Source organism: Anabaena sp. UHCC 0253 (assembly GCF_009712085.1).
Taxonomy (GTDB): Bacteria; Cyanobacteriota; Cyanobacteriia; order Cyanobacteriales; family Nostocaceae; genus Dolichospermum.
The window spans coordinates 355488-367747 of the sequence record NZ_VILD01000001.1 but is presented as its reverse complement, the minus strand read 5'-3'; the positions used below and the strand labels follow the sequence as shown (position 1 = coordinate 367747).

13 protein-coding genes are annotated in these 12260 nt (G+C 35.5%); 9 read left to right on the top strand and 4 right to left on the bottom strand.

Annotated features, from left to right (window positions below; translation table 11 throughout):
* Positions 1 to 239 precede the first annotated feature (239 nt).
* From FJR38_RS01645 to FJR38_RS01610, 7 genes are all read left to right on the top strand, one after another.
* On the top strand, positions 240 to 2063 hold the full coding sequence (locus FJR38_RS01645; RefSeq protein ID WP_168535018.1) for a hypothetical protein: 1824 nt from the start codon (positions 240 to 242) through the stop codon (positions 2061 to 2063).
* 375 nt (positions 2064 to 2438) lie between these two features.
* The gene (locus FJR38_RS01640; protein WP_168535016.1) at positions 2439 to 2699 is read left to right on the top strand and encodes a type II toxin-antitoxin system VapB family antitoxin; all 261 of its coding nucleotides are present in this window, start codon (positions 2439 to 2441) and stop codon (positions 2697 to 2699) included.
* A gap of 151 nt (positions 2700 to 2850) precedes the next feature.
* Positions 2851 to 3219 (top strand): type II toxin-antitoxin system VapC family toxin, encoded by a 369-nt coding sequence (locus FJR38_RS01635; protein ID WP_168535014.1) that lies wholly within the window; start codon positions 2851 to 2853, stop codon positions 3217 to 3219.
* Positions 3220 to 3355: 136 nt separating this feature from the next.
* Positions 3356 to 3601, top strand: a complete 246-nt coding sequence (locus FJR38_RS01630; RefSeq protein WP_168493240.1) for a hypothetical protein — start codon at positions 3356 to 3358, stop codon at positions 3599 to 3601.
* On the top strand, positions 3598 to 3954 hold the full coding sequence (locus FJR38_RS27995; protein ID WP_254449310.1) for a hypothetical protein: 357 nt from the start codon (positions 3598 to 3600) through the stop codon (positions 3952 to 3954). The genes FJR38_RS01630 and FJR38_RS27995 overlap by 4 nt, the downstream gene beginning before the upstream one ends.
* A gap of 161 nt (positions 3955 to 4115) precedes the next feature.
* Entirely contained in the window at positions 4116 to 5141 is a 1026-nt protein-coding gene (locus tag FJR38_RS01615; protein WP_168535012.1) for a chemotaxis response regulator protein-glutamate methylesterase, read from the top strand.
* Positions 5142 to 5236: 95 nt separating this feature from the next.
* Positions 5237 to 6268: a patatin-like phospholipase family protein gene (locus FJR38_RS01610; protein WP_168493248.1), complete on the top strand. Its 1032-nt coding sequence runs from the start codon at positions 5237 to 5239 to the stop codon at positions 6266 to 6268.
* A gap of 139 nt (positions 6269 to 6407) precedes the next feature.
* Here the strand turns inward: FJR38_RS01610 and pth are convergent, their stop codons facing one another.
* The 3 genes from pth to psbH all read right to left on the bottom strand — a co-directional run bounded on the left by pth (position 6408) and on the right by psbH (position 7867).
* A complete protein-coding gene (pth, locus tag FJR38_RS01605; RefSeq protein WP_168493250.1) occupies positions 6408 to 7070 on the bottom strand; it encodes an aminoacyl-tRNA hydrolase in 663 nt (220 codons plus the stop codon).
* Positions 7067 to 7327 (bottom strand): TatA/E family twin arginine-targeting protein translocase, encoded by a 261-nt coding sequence (locus FJR38_RS01600; protein ID WP_168493252.1) that lies wholly within the window; start codon positions 7325 to 7327, stop codon positions 7067 to 7069. The genes pth and FJR38_RS01600 overlap by 4 nt, the downstream gene beginning before the upstream one ends.
* 336 nt (positions 7328 to 7663) lie before the next feature.
* A complete protein-coding gene (psbH, locus tag FJR38_RS01595; RefSeq protein ID WP_096566033.1) occupies positions 7664 to 7867 on the bottom strand; it encodes a photosystem II reaction center phosphoprotein PsbH in 204 nt (67 codons plus the stop codon).
* Between the two features lie 581 nt (positions 7868 to 8448).
* Between psbH and psbN the strand changes: the two genes are divergently transcribed.
* A complete protein-coding gene (gene psbN / locus FJR38_RS01590) occupies positions 8449 to 8586 on the top strand; it encodes a photosystem II reaction center protein PsbN (protein ID WP_168493254.1) in 138 nt (45 codons plus the stop codon).
* Positions 8587 to 8634: 48 nt separating this feature from the next.
* Here the strand turns inward: psbN and FJR38_RS01585 are convergent, their stop codons facing one another.
* Positions 8635 to 11043, bottom strand: coding sequence for an MASE1 domain-containing protein (locus tag FJR38_RS01585; protein WP_168535010.1), 2409 nt, complete (start codon positions 11041 to 11043; stop codon positions 8635 to 8637).
* Between the two features lie 129 nt (positions 11044 to 11172).
* On the opposite strand from FJR38_RS01585, the gene FJR38_RS01580 reads away from it, so the two are divergent.
* A partial coding sequence (locus tag FJR38_RS01580) for an adenylosuccinate synthase (RefSeq protein WP_168535008.1) occupies positions 11173 to 12260 on the top strand: 1088 nt, incomplete at its 3' end.

Below are 12260 nucleotides of genomic sequence, written 5' to 3'. Positions count from 1 at the left end.
AACATTTGGGCAATTTTTAACTGGCAAACAATGTTTATAATTAAGTACCTGAGCAAAATTAATTTAACATTTTTGGAACAAACAAAAATCTCTGTAGTTCTTCCCTGTTCCCTGTTCCCTGTTCCCTGTTCCCTGTTCCCTGTTCCCTGTTCCCTGTTCCCTGTTCCCTGTTTCCTCTCCCAAATATAAAATTTATTTTGCACGACTACTTATTAAGCTATTTTATAACAAACAAGATCATGTACTATTCTCACATCAATACTCCTGCTGAAATTTTAGATGCTTTTAATTCTTGTAAATATCCTGGAGAGCAATTAGATTTATTTGAAGGTTTAGCTATGCGCTCCGACCCTCCTATTTCAGCTTTTTGGGAAATACTGAAAGGAATAAAACTTGAACCTATTTTAGCATTAACTATTCAAGCATTTGGTAAAATAAGCGATATTAAAGTCAAGACTCAATTACAAAATAGTCGAGATTTACTAGATATACTGGGTCAATTTTCTAAATTTGGTTCTAGCGATTTAATTCGTTGGTCAGCTACAAAAGCCATTTCTCAAATTGGCTTTAGTTTTTTAATAGTTTCACAAGTAATGCAAGAGAAGCCAGAAGTATTGTGTCAAGAACTAGAAAAAAGAATAGTTCAGCAATTAGAACAAAAATCCAGAGAACAAAATTTTAATTTAGGAACTACTTCATTTTATTATTGGATTGCGTATTTTGGAGAAGTTCAGAATATTAATTATAATATTTCTGTTTTCTTATTTGATTCCTCAAGTACACAAATGTGTAATTTTAATTATTTTTCTAAAAATTTTATTTTTAATAATATTTCTACAATAGCTTTTAGATTTCCTACAACATTTATAGCAGAAGTTGGTGCAAAAATATCATTTAAACTGTTGAATTTATATGGATCACTTCCTGTAGAAAAATATGCTAAAGATAATTATAGTAATTATTGTAGAATTCAAAATTATAAATGTTGGATTATAGACTGTTTAATTCAAATTAACGCCAAAGATATAATACAAAAATTACCAAAACAAGAAATATCTGTCTTTATACCTAAAATAATTAATTTTTATTCTGGCTTAGATAGAACTACATCTGCACAATATTATTGTGATTATTCAAGTGGCTATTACGATAACAAAGAAATTTTTAAGAAGATTATCAACTTTGCTTTTAATTTAGGATATCTAGAATTAGAAATAGAAATAGCTAAAAAATGTGTAGTTGCTACTGTTGTATATGAAGATTCAGAAATTAGGGAAAATGAAGAAGTTTTTAATAGCTGTATACAATCACTAAAAGTAGAGGTTTTACAAAATCTTTTTTATCCGATCTATTCTTTAGAAATTAATTATAAATATCCACAAAAATATGCAGAATTGTTAATTTATACAATGTCCGATTTTATTAACTCACCTGTCATGCTTAAAGAAGTTTTAAATTATAAATTTTTCTGCAATAGCTCTATTTTAAAAAATCTTATAACTCAAAACTTTTTCTATTTTATAGAATTAAAAATAAAAGAAATTTTATCAGTCGCTCAATGGTGTGAACGTTTAAAATTTTCATTAAAAAATATTTCAGAATCTAGCGAAATATTAGTTGATAATCAAAAATATACCTATATTGCTAATTTATTTATTAAGAATATAGTTGTCTTTGTCAAGAATCCTAAGAATAAAGGTTATGTTTTGTATGATTCATCTAATGATCAGAAAAAAATCAAAGAAATGGATGAAGTTTTGTCATTTTTTGCAGGTATATTTAGACGAAATTTACCAGTCATAACAGCAAATGTCTCAAACTGGTATGAAGATTATCCTGATGTGCTGGTTAAATATATTATTTGTAAATTATTAATTATGACTGACTTAGAGACAGGTAGAGAGTTGATAGAGTCTAAAATTTTTTCAGGCTTATTTAGAAATCCAGTAGAAAAAAATAAGGAAATTGGTAAATCTCTATGTAGGTTAATAATAAAATTTTCCGAACGTAAATCAGATATAAAAAAATATGATAAATATATGGGATGGTACACTAGTAAATAAAGTTGATACAATTTATGGTTAATTGTAGCTAATTTACGATAAACGGTTGTTGTGGATTATTCATGATTGGTTAATGGTTGGTTTCATGTATGCTGTATATAAAATAGCATATTATTGTCAGAATCAGGATGTCCAGGATTTAAGGATGTACAGGATGTGATTGTTTAATTATTGGTTGGTTGTTGATGATTAGTATGAAGAAAGGTTAATTTTGAGGAAATGACCGTAATAATCAATACATCATTCACATTTAGCAATCATCAAATAATCATCCTGTAAATCCCATAATCCTGGGTATCCTGATTTAGACAATATGTTACAATCGCAATAAAGGTAAAATCAAAAATTCTGTAATTGAATTTGGAAGAAAAGACAATGCAACAAATTAATTTTGATGCTCGTGTAGATGAAAATGGTTGTTTATATCTGAAACTTCCCCCAAATTTTGCTGGGATGGAAATAACAGGAAAACTTTTATATCAAGCTCATCCTATTTCCTTACCAAATCGCAAAGAAAACAAAATTGATATTAATCTTGTTCATAGTATTTGTCATCAGATTAGAAATTTACCAGTTCTTGATAGCAGAACTCCTGATGAAATTATTGGTTATAACGAGTTGGGAATCCCAGAATAATGGTTATTGATACTTCTGCTAAGTAGGTATGCACAAATAAATCTAACTATGTAACAAAATGTAAAATTCTCAAAACCCTTGCGATTGCTTCACTCCGCTACGCTCCGTTCGCAATGACATACCTTGAAATTTTCTCGCCTACCTACTTATTATGGCAATTATTTATGGTGAACCTGAAGAATTGATATTTATTGAACTTATTAACGAAAGTGCAGAATGTTTACTTTCTTCTCCAGGTTATGTAGAAGCATCCATTGTTTTAGGTACTAAACATGGTCAGCAAGGTGTAGAAAATATGAATTTATTAATTGCAGCATTGTCTATAACTATTGTACCTTTTACTGTAGAACAGGCACAATTAGCAAGTGCAGCATTTTTGAAATTTGGTAAAGGCCGTCATCCTGCAAAACTGAATATGGGAGATTGCTTTTCTTATGCTTTAGCAAAATCTACAAATCAACCTTTATTATTCAAAGGTAATGATTTTATTCACACCGATATTGATCAAGTGAATTATTAATTGATGCTATATTTGATGTAGAGAATAAAATCTTGTAAATCCTCTAATCCTGGTTATCCTGATTCAGACAGTTTAGGGTTTATAATTGAAATACAGTAAAATATTGCTTATAACCTAGTAAATGACATAGATAATTATGAATGTACAACTTGTTGACTCCCTTGTAGAAATTGTTTCCAAATTAACTCCCGAAGATCAGAAACTTTTTTTATCTAAACTTTCTCATAGAAATATAATTCCGTCAGCAGAACCGCAAAATTTAACATCAGCAGAAAAAGCCTCAAAATTTCAAGAATGGTTATCTCAATTTCCTCAAAGTAGTATTACCCTATCAGATGAAGCACTGCGTCGAGAAAATATTTATGATGATAGAGGGATATGAAAAGCTATTTACTTGATACCAATATTATTCTTAGATTTGCAAATTCTCAATCTCTGGAATATAACCTGATACGGAATACTATTTCTGAAATTTTATTACGAGGTGGTCAATGTTTTATTACCTCTCAAGTAATTATTGAATTTTGGGTTGTTGCTATGCCATTAATCAAAATACCAAGACATTATCTTGTATCTCAAGATGAAGATTCAATTACGGTAGATGTACCAGAATCAATGCTATTAAATTGGAAAAAGGACTATGAAAAAATTATTAAAGCTAAAGGAATTTTAAAGCATAAAAAAGCAGCAATGTTAGCTCATTTAGATACTCTGCGTCAGGAATGGGAAGAATGAGATATCTTTATGATACCAATATTTTTATTTACTATCTTGTACTCCTTTTTTCCTGCTTTTTTGTTTAACTTTCACTATTTTCTTATAAACTTGGATCTTAAAACTTCAAAGAGGGAAGGGAGAAATGGGAGAAAATGTTTTCCTATCACCCACTACTAATTATGAGAATTGCCATTGTTAATGATTTACTTATTGCTGTGGAAGCACTGCGTCGGCTGCTGGACAAAATTCCCGAATATGATTTAGCATGGGTCGCTTATGATGGAATAGAAGCTGTGGCTAAGTGTGCAGAGGATACCCCAGACTTGATTTTGATGGATGTATTGATGCCAAAAATGGATGGGGTAGAAGCGACAAGGCAGATTATGAGCCAATCTCCCTGCGCTATTCTCATGGTAACGGCCAGCGTTAATCGCTATGCAGCTAAGGTATTTGAAGCAATGGGTTATGGAGCTTTAGATGCAGTCAATACTCCTGCTATTAGTTTTGATCAACAGACAGAGAGTAGCACAAGATTACTCAATAAAATCGCTACTATTGCCAGATTAATTGGTAAATCTTCTCGTGGGCGATCGCTCTTGAATACCGCCCCATTACCTAAAAGTCCATCACAACTACATCCACCCCTCATAGTTATCGGCTCTTCTACTGGTGGTCCCCAGGCATTAGTTTCTATTCTTTCTCAGTTTCCTCAGAATTTAAATGCCTCTATAGTCATTGTGCAACATCTTGATGTGCAGTTTTCTCAAGGCTTTGCAACTTGGTTAAATGGACAAATTTCTCTACCAGTAAAGTTAGCAATTCCCGGTGATCTCCCACAGCCAGGAAAGGTTTTAATAGCCGGGACAAATCATCATTTGGTGATGCGTTGTGATCAAACTCTCGATTATCAAGAAGAACCTCTTCAGAGTTTTTACCATCCCTCAGTTGATGTCTTTTTTGAAAGTGTGGCTAAATATTGGCATCAACCAGGTGTGGGAGTTTTGCTGACGGGTATGGGACGAGATGGCGCTCAGGGTTTAAAACTCCTGCGGGACAATGCTTGGCACACTATCGCCCAAGATCAAAAGACTTGCGTCGTCTATGGTATGCCAAAAGTAGCCGTGGAATTAGGGGCAGCGGTTCAAGTTCTAGCTATAGATGCGATCGCCTTTGCTTGTAAACAGCACATAGGACAAAAAGTTTGAAATCACTTTTCCGTACTGAAGTATAATATCCACATTAGTCTTCCTCCGGCTAAATACTATAGACTGCATAACTTGTGGATTACTCAGGGAATTTTATGTCTTTTAAATACAAAGTTTTATCAATTGATGGTGGTGGTATTCGCGGAATGATCCCAGCGAAAATTCTCGCTGAAATTGAAAAGCGCACCGGAAAACCAATATGTCAATTATTTGATTTAATAGCTGGTACTTCCACTGGAGGTATTCTTGGTTTAGCTTTAAGTAAACCACATCCCAAAAACAAAACTCAACCTCATTATACAGCCAATGATATCGTAGATTTATATGTAAATAATGGCTCTGAAATCTTTTATGAGTCAATTATCAACAGATACGTAAAATCCGATGATTTTTTATATCCTAAGTTCCCATCGAAAGGTAGAGACAGGGTTTTAGAAGAATATTTACAAGACACTCTGCTTAAAAATGCACTCACCAATATCTTTGTTACTAGCTACGATATTGAATTACGAAGACCAGTTTTTTTCATCAATAATCCGCACCGTCAAAAGTTAGGTGAAAACTTTCGACAACTATGTGATGGTTATACAATGAAACAAGCAGGAATGGCCACTTCTGCTGCACCGACTTATTTTGAACCTTACAAAATTGACACCATAGATAAAACTGATAACGGCTACTATGCACTAATTGATGGTGGAGTTTTCGCCAATAATCCCACTAATTTAGCAATAATGGAAGCTCTAATTGCTTCTAAACAATCAGGAGAAGTACCACTTCAACTTAACGAAATTCTTGTAGTTTCTTTGGGGACAGGTTCACTGATTCGTAAGTATTTATATGAAGACGCAAAAAATTGGGGATTAATTAAATGGGTTGCACCACTAATTAATGTTGTCTTAGATAGTGGTAGTGAATCAGTAGCTTGTCAGCTTGAGCAGTTACTACCAGTAGTTGATGGTTATCCTCAACAGTATTATCGGTTTCAAGCACCATTGAGTGAAGCTAATGATGATATGGATGATGCTACTCCTAGAAACATTCAAGAGCTAAAAAATCTAGGAGATTTAATTATTAGACACGAAGATACAGCATTAGATAAACTCTGCCATTTGCTCACAAATTAAACTCCGATCCAAAAATTACAAAAAAGGGAACAGGCGATTACAAATCGCGTCTACACAGACAAAACCTGCCTACGCAGGTTATAAATCCTTGTTTTTTATTAGTCCACGCAGGTGGACTTTCCTTGTGTAGCAGTGATTTCTAATCGCCCAATACTTTCTGATTTTCAATGTCTGCAAAATTCTGGGTATTGCAACGATTCATGGCCTTTTCTACTCCTTGTTTAAAACTGAATTCCACACAATCAACTACAAAGTCTAAAACTTGAGACATGACTTTATTTTCAGTAGTGGAAAATCGTCCTAAAACATGAGAGACAGTATGAGAATTATCTCCATCTATTGCACCTTTTGGTTTCCCTATCCCAATTCTTAACCGAGGAAAATTTTGGCTATTCAAATGGGAAATAATACTTTTCATCCCGTTATGTCCACCCGCAGAACCAGACAAACGTAAACGAGTTTTTCCCAAGGGTAAATCCAAATCATCGTAAATTACTAATACTGATTCTGGCTGTATTTTATACCAACTGGTGACAGCTTGTATCGCTTGTCCTGAGCGATTCATATAAGTTAAGGGTTTAATTAAGCGGATTTTACCGTTACCTGGTGCAATACCCTCCCCAAACTCTCCTTGAAATTTGCGATTTTCAGCTAGAGAAATTTGCCAAACACGGGCAAGGGTATCTATCGCTGCAAAGCCAATATTGTGGCGAGTTTGGTCATATTTAGGCTCTGGGTTTCCCAATCCGACGATTAGCTGGGGAATTACCAAAGCCTTCTGTTTTACTTCTTCATCCTTCATCCTGCTCTATGTTCCTGCTGAGGATTTCCAGCTTCAATATGTTTAGGTTCTAGTTCAGCGGTTGTTTGTACAGTTTCTTTCAATTGTTCAGTTTCTCGTTTGAACTCATTTTGAAATTCATTAGAAGCTTCTTGAAAACTGCGAATGGTTTTCCCTAGACTGCGCCCAATTTCTGGTAACTTCTTTGGTCCAAATATCAACAATGCTACTACCATAATTACACCCATTTCTGGTAAGCCGATACCAAATATATTCATGCTTTTTCTCCTGTAGATTTATAAACCACCACAATAACTCGATGTTTAACAATTATTTTTGATTGGGATTGTGAACCCTATTACTTTCTCAATACCTTATCCAAATCAAAAAAAGTCTTGATTTGTAAGTTGGGTTGTTCGCGTTAGCGTTGCGGAGCAATCGGTACAAAACCCAACAAATGCGTCGGGTTTCACTTCGTTCTACCCAACCTACAAAAAATGGACAAGGTATTGTTTCTCTAGGCTAATTTTATCGCTCTTTTCAGATTTCTACAAAAAAACCCGGTCAAGCCGGGTATATGTAATTTTAATGCCAACTTGATGGCTGGATAGCTATTAGCCTCCTAAACTGCGCCAATCAACAAGCACATCTTGAATTAACAGAGACTTGTTGTAAACTTGGAGGATAATTAACAGAAATACGAAAAATAAACCCATAAACACACCCATTAAAGGTGTTGTTCCCCAACCTGGAGATACTTTACCATACTCAGCATTTAAGGGTCTGAGAATATCTCCTAACTTAGTCCGTTGTGCCATAGTTCACCTAAGATCAGTTGCCAAAGCTTTTTTAAATTTTTTTAGACATTCCTAAGCCTGTGGAGACTGAGGATTATTGGATTGAACCTACCTGTTTTAGATTACTCTAATTACAGGTTTAATAGTTCGTACTTAATCGTGTTATTTTCACGAATAATTAACCCAGCTTGTACCCTACCTGGTGGCGGATAATTTCGGAGTTTGTCTCACAGTACGCGGATTACTCCAAAAGCTTTTCTTAAATTATCGCAGTTTGTGATATTTATTTAGCTATGTTGATATAGGTTTTTGCTACATTTACAAAACTACATCATTTTTGGTGATATTGTCCGACAATATTACCCTATGGTTGAGAGCCGGATCTTCACCATAATACCACTAGTACCGCAGAGCAGAATTAAAAATTAAAAATTAAAAAGGCAGATGACACAAGCTTTTTGGGAATTCTTAATGGTTGGTTGATTTACGCCATGTTGTACTACGCGGGTATTCTATCTGAGTTTTGTAGATGTTCGGATGTTAATTAAGTTAAATTTTGTAATATTCTATAACTATGGCTCTCATAATATGTGTCTAAATTTATGGACTTAGAACCCGCTACGGTGCTTGGAATTTCCTTTTGTGCGGCGCTAGTTGCTATTACTGGTATGGCAATTTACACATCATTTGGACCTCCAAGTCAGGAATTAGATGATCCGTTTGATGATCACGACGATTAATCAGGTTATTAATTTAACATAATGGTGGGCAATGCCCACCAGGTATTCTCAGGTTACGTCTTTTAACAAAGGTTCAGTTAAATCAATAATCTGCTCAAATTCAAATTGACGAGCAAGTTTAGATAAAGCTTGTAATAGACGAGTTTCTGTTTCGGGAAGTTCTTTCACCAGTTGTAAAACTAAATTAGTATTAGCCTCAAGAGCAGCTTCGTATAATTGAGTAATCCATTGTTGAGACATACAGGTTAAATTTACTGATGTCAATGGGCTTTCTAGGTGGTTATCTAAATCCAGTACCGGGATTTCTGCAAATATATATTTTACACCCAGATGTTTAGCTAGTGCATCAAAAATCGTATGTTCTGCAAAGGGTTTACGGATAAAATCATCACAACCAGCAGAGAGAACGATCGCTTTTTCTTCTTCTAAAACACTTGCAGTTAGAGCAATCACAGCCGTAGCATTACCTTTGGTAGTAGATTTAATATACTTAGTGGCCTCGTAACCATCCATCACAGGCATTCGCATATCCATCCAAATTAAATGGGGTTCCCATTCATCCCAAATAGCGATCGCTTCTTGACCATTACCAGCTTCTTTGATCTCAAATCCTAAAGGACTCAGCAGCTTAAACAACAGTTGTCTATTAATAGGTTTATCATCTACAGTCAAAATTTTGTAAGTAGGCTGTCCAGGTGCAAGTCCTAATACTCGCTGTCTATCTTCGACACTATTGCTGATAGTTTCTTGTCCTAATTTTGCTTGAATAGAGAATTGGAAAGTTGTTCCTTTTCCTAATTCACTTTCAACGGTAATATCCCCATCCATTAATTGGACAAATTTACGACAAATTGCTAAACCTAAACCTGTTCCTTCTTGCATTTCTCTCCCTGCTTTTGCTTGGATAAAGGCATCAAAAAGTTTTGGTAATTCAGCTTCTGCAATTCCCACACCTGTATCACGAAGTATGAAATGGAGGTTCAAAACATCTTCTGTTGTTTCATTTTCTTGATCCACACTCAAAACAATTGAGCCATGAGGAGTGAATTTGATGGCATTACTGAGTAAATTAATTAAAACCTGACGGAGTTTTACTTCATCAGTGCAGATATAATTAGAGACATTTTGACTTCTCTCAAATATTAGTTCTAAGCCGGCATCACTTGCCCGCAGATGTAACATATCTTCTAAATCATCCAGTAACCGATAGAAATTAAAGTTATTGATATTCAGAGTTGCTTTACCGGCTTCGATTTTCGATAAATCAAGAATATGATTAATGAGAGTTAGTAAATAGTCACCGCTACGATAAATAATCCCAGCATTTTCATATTGTTCAGGGGGAAGGTTGTTAGCGCGTAACATCAACTGCGAAAACCCAATCACTGCATTGAGAGGCGATCGCAATTCATGACTCATATTCGCAATAAATGCGCTTTTGGCTTGGTTAGCAGCTTCGGCTTTAGTCGCTAGTTTCTGCGCTTTAGATTCACTATCTTGTAAATCCCTAGTCCGTTCATCAACCCGTTGCTCTAATTCAGTATTAGCTTTTTGTAAATTCAGATTTACTTGCCGATTTTCTGCAACAATAGCTAACATCACTATGACAGTTACAGCAATCACACCAATAAACAATTGTAATAATAAAAGAGAATTAGTCTTCAAAGTAACTTCATGGAAAACTCCTATTTTATAACTAGTCGCAATAGCCGATACCATCGCCACAATTGCCACTAATAAAGTAGTTATTTTTCCCCCAAAGCGAAAAGCAGACCAAAGCAAAGGCAGTAAAAGTAAATATTCTACAGGTTGGGATTTGATAAAAGTAAAATAGCCAACAATCATTAAACTAACAACTGTAAACAATAGTTCCCAATTTAGCTGATACCTAACTTGAAAATCTCTGTTTTTCCTAGACCAAATTAATATCAAAGGAGCAAACACCAAAATTCCGATAGCATCACCAATCCACCAACCCCAAAAAACTTCTAAATACTTACTCCATGGTTCATAACCACCCAAACAAACTGTCATTACACCTATTAAAGATTGGAAAACAGTTCCCGTAAACAAACTACAAAATGCGAAAATAACAACATGATTAACTTGGGTAAGAAAATAATTTGTCCTAGTTAATCGGAGAATCAGCGTTACTGATAAAAGTGAGCCAAAAGTAGTCCCAATTCCTCCAATAATAGCCAAAATCAAAGGTTTGATCCCGATATAATTGGTCAATGTTGCTCCTAAAAATACACCGAACCAGCGCGATCGCCCCCACAATAGCAACAACCCAATCACAAACCCCGTACCCGGCCAAACAGGTGTACCATAGGGAGAAACAGGCATTCTTTTTAACACCAGCCAAGAAACAATATAGTAACTTAACGCAATAATTAATACATCAAACCACCAGCGGGGATTTTGGTAGTCAACACCGAGACGATCTGTAATTTTCATAGATAGGGAATAGGTGATAGGGAATTAGAAAATAATTTTATAAGCAATCAAGCCCCAATTTCTTGACAAAATATCAAAAATCGGTTAACAATTATAGTTTGTGGAAACTCTACCCTTTAATATAATCTCTTGGCTAACGTCATTGTCATAGGCGCTCAATGGGGCGATGAAGGAAAAGGTAAAATAACTGACTTACTCAGCCGCTCCGCAGATGTGGTTGTACGTTACCAAGGGGGAGTAAACGCTGGACATACAATAGTAGTCCAAGGTCAGACGTTTAAGCTGCACTTAATCCCCTCTGGTATTTTGTATCCAAATACTGAGTGTATTATCGGCTGTGGAACAGTAATAGATCCACAGGTTTTGATAAAAGAACTCGAACAACTCGAACAATTAAATATCTCCACCGCGAACCTGCTGATATCGGAGACAGCCCATGTGACTATGCCATATCATCGCTTGATTGATAAGGCATCAGAAGAGCGGCGGGGAAGTCATAAAATCGGTACGACTGGGAGAGGAATTGGACCCACCTATGCCGATAAATCAGAACGTACAGGCATCAGAATTTTGGATCTGATGGATTCTGATGGTTTACGTGAGCAATTAAAGTGGGCAATTACTCATAAAAACACTATTTTAGAAAAACTGTATAATTTACCACCCCTTGATCCAGAAGCTGTGATTGAGGAGTATATAGGATATGCAGAACGCTTGCGCCCCTTTGTGGTTGATACTTCGTTGAAGATATATGATGCGATTCTTCGACGACGGAATATTTTATTTGAGGGCGCACAAGGCACACTTCTCGATTTAGATCATGGGACTTATCCCTATGTTACCTCATCTAACCCCGTAGCAGGTGGGGCTTGCGTTGGTACAGGTTTGGGTCCAACAATGATAGACCGAGTAATTGGGGTATCTAAAGCTTATACAACGCGAGTAGGAGAAGGACCATTTCCTACAGAATTGGCAGGAGAAGTAGGGGAATTACTGTGCGATCGCGGCGCAGAATTTGGGACAACAACCGGACGGAAACGCCGCTGCGGTTGGTTTGATGCTGTCATTGGTCGCTATGCAGTCCGCATTAATGGCATGGATTGTATGGCAATTACCAAACTCGATGTCCTCGATGAATTAGCGGAAATCAGCGTTTGTGTTGCTTATGATATAGATGGTGAAAGGTGTGAACACTTTCCCACTAGCGCCCGTCAATT

Excerpts from the sequence above, each read along its gene's own strand:
- FJR38_RS01610 (WP_168493248.1), top strand. The coding sequence starts at position 5,237 with ATGTCTTTTAAATACAAAGTTTTATCAATTGATGGTGGTGGTATTCGC.
- FJR38_RS27995 (WP_254449310.1), top strand. The coding sequence starts at position 3,598 with ATGAAAAGCTATTTACTTGATACCAATATTATTCTTAGATTTGCAAAT.
- FJR38_RS01640 (WP_168535016.1), top strand. The coding sequence starts at position 2,439 with ATGCAACAAATTAATTTTGATGCTCGTGTAGATGAAAATGGTTGTTTA.
- FJR38_RS01635 (WP_168535014.1), top strand. The coding sequence starts at position 2,851 with ATGGCAATTATTTATGGTGAACCTGAAGAATTGATATTTATTGAACTT.
- FJR38_RS01600 (WP_168493252.1), bottom strand. The coding sequence starts at position 7,327 with ATGAATATATTTGGTATCGGCTTACCAGAAATGGGTGTAATTATGGTA.
- FJR38_RS01585 (WP_168535010.1), bottom strand. The coding sequence starts at position 11,043 with ATGAAAATTACAGATCGTCTCGGTGTTGACTACCAAAATCCCCGCTGG.
- pth (WP_168493250.1), bottom strand. The coding sequence starts at position 7,070 with ATGAAGGATGAAGAAGTAAAACAGAAGGCTTTGGTAATTCCCCAGCTA.
- psbH (WP_096566033.1), bottom strand. The coding sequence starts at position 7,867 with ATGGCACAACGGACTAAGTTAGGAGATATTCTCAGACCCTTAAATGCT.
- FJR38_RS01645 (WP_168535018.1), top strand. The coding sequence starts at position 240 with ATGTACTATTCTCACATCAATACTCCTGCTGAAATTTTAGATGCTTTT.
- psbN (WP_168493254.1), top strand. The coding sequence starts at position 8,449 with ATGGACTTAGAACCCGCTACGGTGCTTGGAATTTCCTTTTGTGCGGCG.
- FJR38_RS01615 (WP_168535012.1), top strand. The coding sequence starts at position 4,116 with ATGAGAATTGCCATTGTTAATGATTTACTTATTGCTGTGGAAGCACTG.
- FJR38_RS01630 (WP_168493240.1), top strand. The coding sequence starts at position 3,356 with ATGAATGTACAACTTGTTGACTCCCTTGTAGAAATTGTTTCCAAATTA.